The organism is Paenibacillus plantiphilus, assembly GCF_927798095.1.
In the GTDB taxonomy this organism is placed as follows: Bacteria; Bacillota; Bacilli; order Paenibacillales; family Paenibacillaceae; genus Paenibacillus_Z; species Paenibacillus_Z plantiphilus.
This window is the reverse complement of record NZ_CAKMMF010000020.1, coordinates 23,869-37,004: the sequence shown is the minus strand read 5'-3', so window position 1 is coordinate 37,004 and position 13,136 is coordinate 23,869. Positions and strand designations below refer to the sequence as shown.

Below are 13,136 nucleotides of genomic sequence, written 5' to 3'. Positions count from 1 at the left end.
CCCCTCTAATAGAAAAGGCCCCGCTATGCGGAGCCCTCTTGATTTAGTAAAGCTAATACAGCAGCCTTGTCCCGATCCGGCACATCGTCAAGCGTCTTGATACCAAGTTGGATCAATCTAAAGTAAACTGCAGCCACTAGGACGCACCTCCTGATTGCAGCGTTATTAGCTGTTCGTAGATGTCCGCCATAGCAGTCATCAATGAGACGTTGTCAGCCTCCAGTTGTTCAATGCGCTGCTGCTCAGGAGACTTTGGCGCAGGAGGCAACGCCGCCGCCTCGTCGGCAAGCTCCTGCTCTGTCTTGAGCCGGATCGTCTCTTCGTCCAGTTTATACAGGCTAGCAGCGCCGCTGTAGGTTTGCCATTGCTCGACAGTAATCGGAATGGCCTCCTCTGGGATGTTTTCACCGTGGATCTCGTCCACATAAAATCCCGTTATACTCCCTCGCTCGTTAAAATCAACATAATATTTCATGAGTCTACCTCCCTATCGCTAAATATGATAAATTACGCACACCGCCGCCTGTGTGGTGGACGTTAAAGCCGAAGTTTGTAGCGTCAGTGTAATATGCGTATCCATTGGCGTTAAGTGTTATCAGTATTGCTTGCAGTTCATTGAAGACGACTGGGAATGTGACATAGCCTCCGCTGGCACTATTTACGTTAGTGTATTGGAGGATCTTGCCGTCTGGAAATCTTTGATACCAAGTACTCGATGGTGCGTTACCCTCATGCCAAACTTTATGTCCCGCCCCGGTATACATTTCAGAGCCATCGACTGGAATTTTGAGTAAATCGTTATAAAACCCACCTGCAATATTGTTTGTAGGAACATTTTGCAGATTATAAAACCCAGCGTTAACGCTGGATCGTAACGCCACATTATCTAGCGTGTTCCATAGCACCTGTAACGGCAAGCCTGCGCGTACCGCATAGACCATTTCAGCTGTTAACGTTCCCCCCACACTTTGGGATGCACTGAAGTGATTATCAATATTTGTCTTGGCCATGTTTGCATCTTCGGTATCAACATATCCCTTTGTTGCCACATCATCCGCTGCGCTTGGTGCCCCAACTTTAAACCTTCCATTGGCATCGCGCAGCGCAATACGGCCAGCAGTCGCCGCACTCGTTGCACCATGACCGTCTGCCGCCGACACATGCTCATCAAGCTCCGAAAGCTTCTCATCGAGCAGATCCGCGTTGGCATTGAAATTCTCGACTGTCGCGTTGTCATTGGCTTCATATTTCTTCATTCCGCTTGGCAATGTCTCCAACCGTAATCCCTCCCTATTATAGATGTCTCTTCTCCAACTGCTCGAACGTAATGCCTGCGGCTTCAATATCGCCGAAGGTCATACCCGATTCATCGAGCTCGCCGAAGGTGAGATACGTGAAAATAAATTCAACGGCCAGATGCGCCGGCATAATATCCAATATGGCCTTCCTAATATCGGACAAGTTGGCGGGGACGCCCCGGGTGCTTATAAAGGTGACCATCACCTTATAATTTTCCGTATCCTCGCTTACTTCTACTTCACCCTTGTCATAGGCGACCGCCACATTCTCAATCATCGCTCTCGTTACCGTGCCGCTGCCGCGCATCTTGGAGATGACGACCGAACGGCGCTGATCCAGCGGCTTCCCTGCATCCTGCGGAATGCCCAGCTCTCGCTCCCACAAAGGCATAGCCGTCGTAGCTGTCTCTGGATGAAATTGCTGCGGAAGCCTCTCTACCTCAGCGGCTACAGTATCAAGCTCCTCGCCTTCGGCTGCGGTTATCGCCTGCATCTCCATAATTTCGTCGTAATAGGACGGAAGAGAATCTCTAAGCTCCTCTACCTTACTCATTCACGGTCACCGTCCCCAGAATGGCAACAGCCCCCGGATCGATCTCCATATTGCCCGTCCCGCCATTAACCGTCAGATTCGTATAATCGATGATCGGGGGAATGTCCAGAATGACGTTGGCAATGCGTGTATATCGAACGAGCGGATCAGCGAATGCCAATGTTTTCAAGTATTCTCTTAGCCCAAGCTCCAACTGTGCCTTCACCTGGCTTAATACAGCCCCGCTTGCAAGGGTTACATCTACCTCAACATGAATCGGCACCTCAACCGCCCCGACAATAGTCGCGACGGCTCCAATAGGAGCCACACCCTCGCCCATTCCATCCTGCGAAGGATCGATATAGGACTGAACAGCATCAACAACAGCCGAAGGCGGTGCTTGCATATCACTGCCCAATAAGGCTACCTTCACCGTCCCCGGACCGTTCCACAACGGAAAAGCCTTTGCCTTGCTGACACCATTCACCTCGCGCGCCCACTGCTCGTATTGATAGCGATTGCCGCTCGTAATCGGCCGTGAAATCTTGTCCTGGTAACGTTCAAGCAGCTGCTCATCAGACTCTTCATCCTCGCCTGGAAGCAGCAACTGGGACAGCTGCGCATAGGCCATGCCAGCAATATAGTCCAGCGGCAGCAGACTGCCGAACACTTCATTGCCAGCAGCGCCCGCTGTCTCGCACTCCAGCTTGAATTGTCCTTCCGCGAGCTTCTCCGTTACTTTGTAGTTCAAACTCGATATGGAGAATCGGCTGCCAATCGGGACATCGAAAGGAGCATGGCTGTTATCCTCGAAAATCCCCAGAAACTGAGCCTTTGTCGCTGTTTTCCGCTTAATGCCCGACCATGCTACAGCCTTATCCAGGTCCTCGCCGGCAGATTCTGCGGCAAACTTCAATTTTACCTGCCGCTCCAGCTCCCCATACAATAGCGTAAGCTCCCAAGCAGCGGGCGCCAGCGCATCATATATGATGCTGCCCTGCCGTTTGTCGAGTTCAACTGGAATCCGGTCAAGCTGCCGTTCCATGATGGCCTCGAATGATTGTTCCTCATACATTTGCACTCACCCCCTTTGAAGCTTCGAATGTACCGAATGTCGATACCACCGTGAACGTAATTAATGCACTGTCCCCATCGAAGGAAAACACGATGTTGTCTACAGATAGAATGCGGTCATCCTGCAGCAATGCCTCTACGAGCTGGCGGCTCATCTCCACCTGGAATGCAGCGGCATCCAAATAGAGCATAGACTGAAAACCGTAATCATAATTGTAGATGTAGTGATCGCCACGGGTTGTCTGCAATATTTTGAATACCGCTTGCTTGACGGCATCTATGCCATCTATATAACCGACAATTCGCCTATCCTCATAATGAAGCTTGTAGGTTCGGCTAGCCTGCTCCAGCGTTTGAACCACGCCCTCCAGCGGGAATCCACCCTGCGGAATCATTACCCCACCACCCTATCCAGAACAATGAACTGCTGTCCGCCCTGTACTCGCATGAGCAGCACCTTGTCGCCCACGCCCAAACCTTCCCGAATAACCAGCTCTTCTCCGCTGCTCAGCGTGACCTTGTACTCCGTCAATCGCTCTGGCACAACTAAAAAAACCTCCTTCAGTGACAGTCGCTGCTCGACATTCACTTCCAGAGGATGGATTGAAATCACGATTCCTTGCATGACCACTACGGGGTCAGATACGATATGTGTAGTATTGCTGATCTTTCTGATCTGGTCCACGATCGACACGACTATACACCTCCAATTGCAGCTTCATCTTATGCTCATTGCCGTCAAAATCATGCGTGCATTCATTCACAATAAAAAGCTGGCTCATCTCCAGCTCCTCAATGTTAATATGAACATAACAGCCTGCACGAACCGTCAAATCTCCGAACGCGTCAACACTAAGCGTCCTCGTCTCCCTGTTCTTCATCCTCATCACATTGTCAATAAGCTCCTCAATCTGAGCCTTGTTCATCTTCTCATCCACGACCCGGTAAAATTGCAGCTGCCCCCATTTGGCGACATTCCCGCTATCCTTCAGCACATAGACATCGCGTTTCCCTGTCTTCTTGTTGTCCTGCACGAATTTCATGTAATTAAAGGTATCGGAATCAATGGAAATTTTGTGCGAATAGCTCATAAGCTGACTTCCTTCGCCAACGGAATGCGCTACGATCATATCCTTGGCATTGCGCAAGGTCAGGGAGCCGAAATCATCATACAGGATAAAAATTTCCTCCGTGGCTGTCAACGTCTCGTCGAGCGCCTTAATAATCGTATCAATAAGCTGCTTGTTATCCTCCAGCATGCTTGGGATACGATGAACGGTATCCGCCAATTCACCAACCCTAATGTTGAATTTCTCGGCAATCCCCTTGATGATTTCGGTTGCCGTTGCATCCTCGAAGGCGCTGACATCCTTGTTCATGAGATACCGAATCTGATCATAGGCCATGATCTTCACCGTTTCCTTGTCACTGGAATCAATGGCAAAGATATAGCCGTAGAACAGATTGAACCCCTTTACTTTCACCCGCAGAATATTGCCTGGCGTACAGTTGAAATTCCTGTCCTGACCCACGCTTCCTTTAATAAAGGTCATATCCAGACTGCCAGCCTTCCCTTTGCGGCTCGTCTTCCACGATATCTGCGTGACAAGCTGCGAGATGTTCCACAGCTTCCCCCCTCTATCGTCCAATATGATCTCAAGCATCATCCATCAGTCCTTTGGGATCTTAATGACAGATCCAATCTTCAATGTCCGCACCTGCTTGTCCGTTATGCCGTTGAGCTTCTGCAGCTCGCGCCAGCGCTTGTCATCGTTCAGAATGAGCCTGGCGATGCCAATCAACGTATCACCGGCTTTAATGGTATAAGTGGCTGGACGGGCTCTGTCATCCGAACGTTTCGGATCTTCGGTCTTCGCATTCTTTTTGCCGTCCTTACCCGTAATCACCTTAATTTTCTGCGCGGAATGAAACACATATTCTTTCATTGTGATGTTAAAATAAATGTCTCCCGGTTGGCCCGCAACCTCCCAGCGGTCGAACTTCGTAATACTTACAGGCAGGTTGATCGGGAAGTTGGGACCGGTAAAGATGAATCGGCTAGGATAGGGGCTATCCTGCCATCTGGCAATAAAGTTCACAAACTCGATCGCTGGCAGCAGTCGATTCCCACTCTCTGGCTCGGTCGCCTTGCTCCCGCTTTCGGGATAAGTAACAAAGCTGTATGCCTGCGCGGGAAAAAAGCTCTCGAAGCTAATTTCCGCAAGCTCACGATTGCCGATAACATTCACTTCACCAATGCCTACAATATCATGGGTTTTACCGCTGCCCTTCCGATTCAAACCAAGCTTCTCCGGCAGAACAGGGAAAGTGATCGCCTCTTTCTGATTGTTATAGCTAAGCGACATTTGATAGGCCGGTACGATTATTCCCATTAGCCATACGCCCTTTCCGCCGAAGAGGTAATTTCCCTCTCCATCGCCTGTTCGATCTTCACCAGCATGTCGCTAACATCCATTTCCTTCGTAATGGGACCTGTAGTTACCTGTACTGTTGGCGTAAGCGTCACGAAGTTCTGGATGCTGTTCATCTCAGCCAAATCGCGCATCATCTGAAGATCCTCGCTGGATATATCTACCTTCTCGTCAATGCTGCCGACTGAGCCAACCTCGTCTACGCGGGCAATATTGCCGCCACCGCCTGCCATTCCGCCACCGCCAAGGCCGCCACCTGCACCGGCTCCTGCGCCAGCGCCCATGCCAGCACCGGGCCCTGCGCTTGCTTTAGCGCCTGCGTCTGCGGGTCCATTCATTTCGTTATATGCGTCATTAGGGTTCTTTTTCGCTGCACTCTCGGCTTCCTTCGCTGCTTGCTCTGCCTTTCGGTCACTAATCATCTTATTCACTTTCGCGTCGCGTTCCGCAGCATTTTTTGCCGCTGTTTCAAATGCCTCATCTTTTTTGTTTTCGGCGAACTCCAGTACGTCCTTGGCAATGTCCTCCATATTGAATTTCGCCTGAATTTTATAGCTGGATCCCGTAACCAGATTAATGATCGATAATACGGAATTGATGCCGTCAATAATGCTATTAATGACACCATCGTATACTTTTCCAATACTTCCCGCCCACCATACAAAAGGGGTCAGCATCCATACGGCAAGCTGCCAGAAAAAAGGGACCAATAAACCGACGAAGTTCATAATGCCATTCCAAGCACGCATTAATGCAGCCGCGAACTGGTCATTGGTATTCCACAGATTGTACAGCCATATAATCAAGCCGATAATGGCGGCAGCAATGAGAATGAATATATTTTTCCCCATCGCTTGATTGAGCGCCACCCAAGCCGCTCTAAGACCATATGCGGTGAACTGTTGTATAACCATTGCAGCCGTGCTGCTGCCCAATGCGAATGCCTTTATGCCCTCTGCCGCCGCTACATAAAGCGACTGTGCCCGCCAAGCGACCAATGCAATTATAATGCCCCATAGTATAGGCTCCACTAGACCCCATGAAGCAAAGAAGGAATAAATATTATAGGCAACCTCGATCAGCCATGCGCCGAGTCCAATAATGTTATACAGCCCTATACTCAGCACATCGAAGAAAGGCTGGAATTTGCCAGCTTGGAAACCATCGAGCAGCATTGCGATGACTGGAGCCAATGCCTCCATAGCACTGGTGCCGGCATTCGACAGAGCGGTATTGAAATTGTTGCTCAATGCGCTTAGCTGCTGAAGCGGACTTTCCATTACCATCTCATAATTGGCCTGGCCCATATTGCTGCTTTCCATCGCTTTATTAATCGCAGCGATGATTGCTTCAGGGTTGTTCTGCGGCGCCTTCCCAAGTTCATCCAAGGCTGACAGATCGAAGCGCCCCGACAGTGCTCCCATGTCTCCTTTCATCGCCTCCGCAAGCTGGGAGAACGCCTCGGCTTCGCCACCTCCAGCGGGATCAAACGCGGCCAGCCGCTGCGCCATATCGTTGAGCTTAGACAGAAACTCCGCGTCCTTTGTAATCGGAAGAAGCGCCATTATCCCTTTCATCGATTCATTGACATTGCCCCCTGAAGCGACTATTTCTTGCTTAAGCCGTTCATACAAGGCGCTGCCTGCATCCTTGTTTCCGGTTCTGGCAATAAACTTCGCCTTAATCTGATCCTGGCTCATCGCCCCGGCGATCGCTGCTGCTCCCGTTGGTATGATGGCTTGTATGATGGCGCCGACCTTCTTGAACGCGTTAACCATGTCCTCAACTTTATTCGCGCCTTCGTCTACTTTATTATTAAGCTCATCCTGCAACTTCTTGATCTCTTCCTCCAATACGGCGATACGTTGCAACCCTGCCTGCAGCTGCTGGTGCCCTGTTATCCGCTCCATCGCGGCTCCAAGCAGGTTGGCACTTTGAACCGCCCGCTCCAACTGCTGATTCACTTCCGTCAGCACGATAACCAGGCTATTGTATGCCGCGAGGCCCGATAGGATGGAATTCATAATCCCCCTCCTTCCCTATAAAGTAAATGCGCCCCTCGCGGGGCGCAGAATCCATTAAATAAGTATGACCAGCAGCACATTCCTGCCTTAATAAACCGACCTTACAGCGGGCGGGCGAAGTGCCGCAAAATCCACTTTTTCCGCCTCCGTAAGCTTGAAATTCGGTGTTACAGCGCGTAAAAATGGAACGAGGATGGCTGTAAAGCTGAAAAACCACCTTACAGCAGGCGAAGTGCTCTAAAATCCACTTCGTCCGCAGCCGTAAGCCTGAAATTCGGTGTTACAGCGCGTAAAAAGTGGAGCGAGGATGGCTGTAAAGCTGAAAAACCACCTTACAGCGGGCAATGTGCTCTAAAATCCACTTCGTCCGCAGCCGTAAGCCTGAAATTCGGTGTTACAGCGCGTAAAAGTGGGACGAGGATGGCTGTAAAGCTGAAAAACCACCTTACAGCGGACGAAGTGCTCTAAAATCCACTTCGTCCACCTCCGTAAGCTTGAAATTCGGTGTTACAGCGCGTAAAAGTGGGACGAGGATGGCTGTAAAGCTGAAAAACCACCTTACAGCGGACGAAGTGCTCTAAAATCCACTTCATCCGCAGCCGTAAGCCTGAAATTCGGTGTTACAGCGCGTAAAAGTGGAGCGAGGATGGCTGTGCACTTCGTCCACCATCTACTATCCACGCTCCATCAGCTGCTATCCGCGCCTCACCATCTGCTATTCTCGCTTCATTACCTGCGCCTCGGCTTCTTCTGAGCCTTCTTCTCCGCTTCAATCCGAACGTCGATCATTGCGAATATCGCAGCCTTCTCCAGCCGCGACATGCGCACAAGATCATGCGGCAGAATGCCGAGCTCATGGAGGGCGTAGTAGGCATAATTGGCCTCGCCGTCGCCCTCCTTGATTAGTTTTTTACCTCGTCTGTCAGGTCATTCAGGTTCTTGTCGTAGCCGTTCATCTCCTGCACCTTGCCAAGAAGGCTCGCATATTCGCCCGGCAGGAGCATCTTCTTGAGCAGCGTCTCCGAGCCAAGCACGCCGTACGATTGCTGCAGCTCCGCATCCTTCAGATTGGGGAATACGACGCTGGCGGAGACGAGCTTCGCCAAATATTCCTCAGGGTTCGTCTCCGACACCAGCACGCCGCCCTTGCCCTTCACGCGCCTGGTCGCTGACTTGCGGCACTGCTCGTTCTCCTCCTCGGTCATGCTCCGCAGCTTCCAAGGGACCGGGGTTCCGCTCTGATCCTTGAAACGCTCGGACACGATAAACGACTCCGTCGTCTCCGCATTCGCATATTGCGCGAAAAACACACTTAAATCACCCATTCTTCAATTCCTCCATCTCCATTTTTATTGACTTGTCACAGGGTTTCCGAATTTATTGGTCTCCGTCATTTGCACACCTTCGAAGGTAAAGGAAATTTCCTCTTCCAGCGCCTCGCTCTCCGTATCCAGGGACGCCATAATGACACTGTCCAGGTTGACGCCTGTCAGCCTCACCTCTTGCTTGCCAATGCTGGAGCTCTTATCTTCATTGATAACGCGGATATCAAAATAAATATCCTTCCCGTTATTGATGTAATCCAGCATAATTTGGCGGAACTTGCTCGTTACATAATAAATGGTCATCGAGCCTGACCCGCTCCAGCCGATAGCCTTATGCTGCGTGCCGAGCCTGCCCAGCGTTTTGATCTCCGCCTTCTCCTTCTCCACCGTCGCCTCAATCGTCTTCACATAGAACATTTCTTCCTGATTGCCATCAAAAATAGCGTACGCGCGTCCGGCTTGTCCCGAAATCGTATCCTTTGCTTGCAAGAATCCCATCTTACATCACCCGAACTTTCATATAAATTTTCTCAACCGCATCCACCGGCTGAATCGACACTTCAATATATACGCTGTCCGCTTCCTGACCGGCAGTAACAGCAACATCCTTCTGAGCATCAAAATTTTGAATTGCCGAGGCATTCTGCAGCGCTGTCAGATAGGAGACAATCTCTCCTTGCAGCAAGCTGCGGCCGTCCGCATTATTGTCCACCTTGCCGATATAGTAGCGTTCGAAGATGCTCCGAATATCATTGGCAATGCCGTCAAACACGCGAATAACCCGGTTCTTGGCGAATACCCGGCCGTGCTCAGGCGTAAAGCCTGTCAGCGTGTTGATATCCTGCTCCACAACTGCGCGTCCGCCGCTTGGCACAAACACCAGCTCGCCGCTTAGCAGGGCAGTTTCAATCTGCGAATTCGTGTAACGGATTCCAGCATCGACCGAATCATCATAAGCCGTATACGTCAGTGACTCGCTGATCGCCGCAGCGGCTGTCGCTCCAGCCACCCATGCCGTAGCCTCGCTTGCGCTGAGCGTCGTGCCATCGGATAGCTTCACGCCGTTCTTGACGCTGATGACGCCCTCGTAATCGGCAGTCGGATAATTCTCCACAACGACCTGAATTCGCTTGCCCTCCTCTTCGCGAAGCCGGCGTGCAAATGCCGCGTAGAGCGACTTGAGCGCAGCATCTGTGGATACGAGTGCAATCGTATTAAAGTCGAGCAGCTCCACAGCAGCCAAATAATTGCTATGATCGCCATTCGTCACGGTCCCATTGGCTCCACCGGTAAGCGGCACACCCACCGTAGCCGTCAATGCGCCTGTTCCGCCAAAATCAGCCCATGCATTATCCGCAAGCGCCCCGATATTAGCTACTGTCTGCGTGTCCACGGCTGCACCGGCAAAATACGTGACAACATCGAATTTCTCACTGTCATCCACGTTCTCCTGTACGACAATCGTAATGTCATTCCCGCGAACACCGCCGTATTTGGCGCTGATCGTCAGGCTGCCATGCGTTGCCGCTGCTTTCGTACCGGCATTCAAGCGATAGAGCAGCAATGTTTTGGCGCGCTTGAGCGCCTCTCTAATAAGAAGCATTGGCGCTTCTGTCATTCCATAGCCTAGCAAGGACAAGACATCATCCCCGTTGTTGATCGTCAGCATCGTGCCCGATGGACCCCAGTTCAATGGCAAAGCCATCGACGCAATGCCCCGTTCTCCGACCTTGCCCAATGAAGACGGCTCCGTTGCAAAATGAATATACACTCCCGGACGTACCTTGTTCTGCGTTAACCATGCTCCTCCTGCCATAAGTTACCGCACCCCCTTATTAAGAAATAGTTGCAGCGCTCGCTGCGCCTCTTCATGCGTATAGCTCTCGGTATCGCTTAATATAACGATCAAGATATCCCGCTGCCGGGACGTGTACTGCTTCGAGCCCAGAAGCTGCGCCTTGGAGTATCGAATTGCCGAATTCTCTCCCTTAGCGCCCTTTGGCTTCTGCTCAGACTGGTCTTCGCTCTTGCTCTTGCTCATTTAGGACGAACCTCCCTTTCGGCTGCCTGCATTTTCGTCTCTGGCGTCACGACGCTCAGAACGTGGAAATTAAATTGGATGAAGAAATGGAGAATGCCATCGATAATCTCATGCCTCATCCCGCTGCCCCGAATCAGGCCCCCGTCTGCCGTTATGTGCTGGAGCGTACTGTAAAGCTGATCAGCAACATCATGAAGCCCTCTGTAGGTTGGAACAGCTGCAGCATATTGAATGTTGAACTCATGAGAGAACCGATAGCGGCGCCCCATCTCCCGATTGTGCTTCACGGATACAAGCCTGACCGCAAACAGCGGTCGTGGATGCTCTTCCCCGGCATCGCCAGCCACAAGCGTAACGCCCGGGTATTGACTTGCCAGCGCATCCATAACGCCATCAAGCACATCATTCACCGCGATGCTCACCGCCGAACACCTCCTGCCGCGCTCGGGCTCCGACTAACGGTGCCGTCCGCTGCCTGCCTTAATCTTGAACCCATTCACACATCCTCCCTGTCGATTGCCAGAAGCCCTCTCATTCGAGCTGCCTCTCTCGTCTCCGATGTCAACGAATCATCGCCTTTCTGCTTTGAATTGGTGTACCGGTATAAATCAGCAGCAACCGCGTTCCCAAAAATAAGAACATTTGTTCGGCTTCTGTACTCATAGGTGGCAACCGTAAGACAAATAAAGACCACTGATGCAATATCAGCGGTCCTAGTAAAAAATACCTATAAAATGTCGAAAAACCTCGTTAGGTTTTTACACTCTTCAACGTTATATATGATGTAACAAAAGATTGTCAAAAAAAATTTAGGAGGAGTCATTAGAATGAAAAAAAACACTCTTACAGCAGTCCGTATTAGTTTGTTGCTCGTCATCGCATTATTAATTCTGCCCAGTCACATCTTTGCGAACGGCACAACACAGATTGCTGGAGCGAAGACATCACCTCCACCGCTGTTAATCACTCCGTTTACGATTTTTGATCCCTCATTTATTTATTTGGAAAAGGGACAGGGCTATATCTCTTACTCGGGGACTACCGGCAATTATAAAGTGAATATATGGGCCGAGACCTTCGGAGTTATAAGGGTCGACGAGATCGGTGTAGTTCCTACCCTCCAGCGTTGGACAGGATCAGCCTGGATTGATGTGTTCTACGGCTCCAATGCGATAGATTACGATTCTGCCTATACGTATCAATCACACAACAATATCTCTGTTCTGTCCGGCTACTACTATCGCACCAAATCCTATCATTGGGCGAAGGAGGGCACGACGACCGAGTCCGGCTACCGCTATTCCTCGTCCGTTCTAATCCCTTAATAAACGGGTTTATTGACCTAGTCCCAAAGACCTAGCAAATATCCGCCTCAAACAGCCTCCATTCCACTTGACGGTGGTTGGAGGCTTATTCTTTTAAGCAGGCCATCAGCTATCCGTGTTTTCGACATTTTACTACACAACATGCCCTTAATATGACTTAGGATTGATAAAATATTCAGGAATTTTCAGACATAATCAGGAATTTATTTATTAAATAAGGCGTTTAATATTGCTAATTAAGCACTATATATAAATGACAAATTAAGGCATTATAATTCAACTATAGAAAGTAAACTGTTCCAAAAATTAAAAAGCAAATCTCTGCAGCCCTACATGGATAGCCTGCAAGTATGTCTCCCGGAAAACGATTGTGAGTTTTTGTATACCTATACGCAAGGCATTCCCGCCAGTTGAATATACATGCAATTCCGTCAGAATACGAAAAAAAATCGGCCTCTGACGGTTTTTGCAGTTTGCTCAGACACTTTTATCTGGAGGTTGCATTGATTTGGATAAGAATAGACTGGCTTCTATTACAAAAGTAATACTCGCAGTAGCAGCAACTCTTATACTAGCTATATTCACAATCGCACTATTGGTCTACCTCGTCAAAAGCACGGATATGATCAGCATTCGCGTTCATTCAACTGCGTCTATGTTCGGATTTATCGGAATACTGCTCATCATGACAGGCGTTCTGAGCGTATTTGGAACGTTGTTAGAGACGCTTCGCATTCACCTCTTCAAGGAACACTTTCGTTATGCAACAGTAACAATCCAGGAATTGGTGCTAATCATTTTATTCGGTCTTTGCCTGCATGTGGTAGATCTGTGGATCGATGGAGTAGAGATTATGAATGCACAGTCGGAAGTTATTCTGACCCTTGTCATTTACGCATTTTTCTATCTTATCGTGAAATTTTCAGACAAATTAAAAGCACAAGACGCTGCCGCAAAGAAGGAACATCGCTCATGATTGTCAAGAGGATATCCGGGCTTTTACTAATGGTTGCACTCACCTAGTTCCGAGCAAGGGGGAACGGCAACAATAAGTGTACTTGCGAAATACCCTTTGCATCATGGCG

The 13,136-nt window shown here is 49.9% G+C and carries 17 protein-coding genes; 2 read left to right on the top strand and 15 right to left on the bottom strand.

Going from position 1 to position 13,136, the window contains the following annotated elements; translation table 11 throughout:
* Positions 1–23: 23 nt before the first annotated feature.
* The 15 genes from L6H65_RS26515 to L6H65_RS17230 all read right to left on the bottom strand — a co-directional run bounded on the left by L6H65_RS26515 (position 24) and on the right by L6H65_RS17230 (position 11,148).
* Positions 24–137, bottom strand: coding sequence for a CD1375 family protein (locus tag L6H65_RS26515; protein ID WP_253074660.1), 114 nt, complete (start codon positions 135–137; stop codon positions 24–26).
* A complete protein-coding gene (locus tag L6H65_RS17295) occupies positions 137–475 on the bottom strand; it encodes a hypothetical protein (protein ID WP_236343883.1) in 339 nt (112 codons plus the stop codon). The genes L6H65_RS26515 and L6H65_RS17295 overlap by 1 nt, the downstream gene beginning before the upstream one ends.
* Before the next feature lie 4 nt (positions 476–479).
* The gene (locus tag L6H65_RS17290) at positions 480–1,277 is read right to left on the bottom strand and encodes a gp53-like domain-containing protein (RefSeq protein WP_236343882.1); all 798 of its coding nucleotides are present in this window, start codon (positions 1,275–1,277) and stop codon (positions 480–482) included.
* A 16-nt stretch (positions 1,278–1,293) separates the two neighbouring features.
* Positions 1,294–1,851, bottom strand: a complete 558-nt coding sequence (locus tag L6H65_RS17285) for a YmfQ family protein (RefSeq protein ID WP_236343880.1) — start codon at positions 1,849–1,851, stop codon at positions 1,294–1,296.
* Positions 1,844–2,905: a baseplate J/gp47 family protein gene (locus L6H65_RS17280; RefSeq protein WP_236343878.1), complete on the bottom strand. Its 1,062-nt coding sequence runs from the start codon at positions 2,903–2,905 to the stop codon at positions 1,844–1,846. Before L6H65_RS17280 ends, L6H65_RS17285 begins: the two co-directional genes overlap by 8 nt.
* Positions 2,898–3,299 (bottom strand): DUF2634 domain-containing protein, encoded by a 402-nt coding sequence (locus L6H65_RS17275; RefSeq protein ID WP_236343877.1) that lies wholly within the window; start codon positions 3,297–3,299, stop codon positions 2,898–2,900. The genes L6H65_RS17280 and L6H65_RS17275 overlap by 8 nt, the downstream gene beginning before the upstream one ends.
* Complete coding sequence (locus tag L6H65_RS17270; protein WP_307728359.1) at positions 3,299–3,598, bottom strand: DUF2577 domain-containing protein; 300 nt, start codon at positions 3,596–3,598, stop codon at positions 3,299–3,301. The genes L6H65_RS17275 and L6H65_RS17270 overlap by 1 nt, the downstream gene beginning before the upstream one ends.
* A complete protein-coding gene (locus tag L6H65_RS17265) occupies positions 3,543–4,571 on the bottom strand; it encodes an XkdQ/YqbQ family protein (protein WP_236343876.1) in 1,029 nt (342 codons plus the stop codon). The genes L6H65_RS17270 and L6H65_RS17265 overlap by 56 nt, the downstream gene beginning before the upstream one ends.
* A 3-nt stretch (positions 4,572–4,574) precedes the next feature.
* Positions 4,575–5,297, bottom strand: a complete 723-nt coding sequence (locus tag L6H65_RS17260; protein ID WP_236343874.1) for a LysM peptidoglycan-binding domain-containing protein — start codon at positions 5,295–5,297, stop codon at positions 4,575–4,577.
* Positions 5,297–7,360: a hypothetical protein gene (locus L6H65_RS17255; RefSeq protein WP_236343872.1), complete on the bottom strand. Its 2,064-nt coding sequence runs from the start codon at positions 7,358–7,360 to the stop codon at positions 5,297–5,299. Before L6H65_RS17255 ends, L6H65_RS17260 begins: the two co-directional genes overlap by 1 nt.
* A 902-nt stretch (positions 7,361–8,262) precedes the next feature.
* Positions 8,263–8,685, bottom strand: coding sequence for a phage tail assembly chaperone (locus L6H65_RS17250; RefSeq protein ID WP_236343871.1), 423 nt, complete (start codon positions 8,683–8,685; stop codon positions 8,263–8,265).
* Between the two features lie 24 nt (positions 8,686–8,709).
* Positions 8,710–9,183 carry a phage tail tube protein gene (locus tag L6H65_RS17245; protein WP_236343870.1) on the bottom strand — a complete coding sequence of 158 codons (474 nt, stop codon included), beginning with the start codon at positions 9,181–9,183 and terminating at the stop codon, positions 8,710–8,712.
* Position 9,184: 1 nt separating this feature from the next.
* On the bottom strand, positions 9,185–10,501 hold the full coding sequence (locus L6H65_RS17240; RefSeq protein WP_236343869.1) for a phage tail sheath family protein: 1,317 nt from the start codon (positions 10,499–10,501) through the stop codon (positions 9,185–9,187).
* 3 nt (positions 10,502–10,504) lie between these two features.
* Positions 10,505–10,726 carry a hypothetical protein gene (locus L6H65_RS17235; RefSeq protein WP_236343867.1) on the bottom strand — a complete coding sequence of 74 codons (222 nt, stop codon included), beginning with the start codon at positions 10,724–10,726 and terminating at the stop codon, positions 10,505–10,507.
* Positions 10,723–11,148 carry a phage tail terminator family protein gene (locus tag L6H65_RS17230; protein ID WP_236343865.1) on the bottom strand — a complete coding sequence of 142 codons (426 nt, stop codon included), beginning with the start codon at positions 11,146–11,148 and terminating at the stop codon, positions 10,723–10,725. The genes L6H65_RS17235 and L6H65_RS17230 overlap by 4 nt, the downstream gene beginning before the upstream one ends.
* 405 nt (positions 11,149–11,553) lie before the next feature.
* Between L6H65_RS17230 and L6H65_RS17225 the strand changes: the two genes are divergently transcribed.
* Positions 11,554–12,051: a hypothetical protein gene (locus L6H65_RS17225; RefSeq protein ID WP_236343864.1), complete on the top strand. Its 498-nt coding sequence runs from the start codon at positions 11,554–11,556 to the stop codon at positions 12,049–12,051.
* 508 nt (positions 12,052–12,559) lie between these two features.
* Positions 12,560–13,027: a hypothetical protein gene (locus L6H65_RS17220; protein WP_236343862.1), complete on the top strand. Its 468-nt coding sequence runs from the start codon at positions 12,560–12,562 to the stop codon at positions 13,025–13,027.
* Positions 13,028–13,136 lie beyond the last annotated feature (109 nt).

What these genes read in the sequence shown, in the direction of transcription:
- L6H65_RS17295 (WP_236343883.1), bottom strand. Translation starts at nt 475, where the DNA reads ATGAAATATTATGTTGATTTTAACGAGCGAGGGAGTATAACGGGATTT.
- L6H65_RS17285 (WP_236343880.1), bottom strand. Translation starts at nt 1,851, where the DNA reads ATGAGTAAGGTAGAGGAGCTTAGAGATTCTCTTCCGTCCTATTACGAC.
- L6H65_RS17280 (WP_236343878.1), bottom strand. Translation starts at nt 2,905, where the DNA reads ATGTATGAGGAACAATCATTCGAGGCCATCATGGAACGGCAGCTTGAC.
- L6H65_RS17275 (WP_236343877.1), bottom strand. Translation starts at nt 3,299, where the DNA reads ATGATTCCGCAGGGTGGATTCCCGCTGGAGGGCGTGGTTCAAACGCTG.
- L6H65_RS17265 (WP_236343876.1), bottom strand. Translation starts at nt 4,571, where the DNA reads ATGATGCTTGAGATCATATTGGACGATAGAGGGGGGAAGCTGTGGAAC.
- L6H65_RS17260 (WP_236343874.1), bottom strand. Translation starts at nt 5,297, where the DNA reads ATGGGAATAATCGTACCGGCCTATCAAATGTCGCTTAGCTATAACAAT.
- L6H65_RS17255 (WP_236343872.1), bottom strand. Translation starts at nt 7,360, where the DNA reads ATGAATTCCATCCTATCGGGCCTCGCGGCATACAATAGCCTGGTTATC.
- L6H65_RS17250 (WP_236343871.1), bottom strand. Translation starts at nt 8,685, where the DNA reads ATGGGTGATTTAAGTGTGTTTTTCGCGCAATATGCGAATGCGGAGACG.
- L6H65_RS17245 (WP_236343870.1), bottom strand. Translation starts at nt 9,183, where the DNA reads ATGGGATTCTTGCAAGCAAAGGATACGATTTCGGGACAAGCCGGACGC.
- L6H65_RS17240 (WP_236343869.1), bottom strand. Translation starts at nt 10,501, where the DNA reads ATGGCAGGAGGAGCATGGTTAACGCAGAACAAGGTACGTCCGGGAGTG.
- L6H65_RS17235 (WP_236343867.1), bottom strand. Translation starts at nt 10,726, where the DNA reads ATGAGCAAGAGCAAGAGCGAAGACCAGTCTGAGCAGAAGCCAAAGGGC.
- L6H65_RS17225 (WP_236343864.1), top strand. Translation starts at nt 11,554, where the DNA reads ATGAAAAAAAACACTCTTACAGCAGTCCGTATTAGTTTGTTGCTCGTC.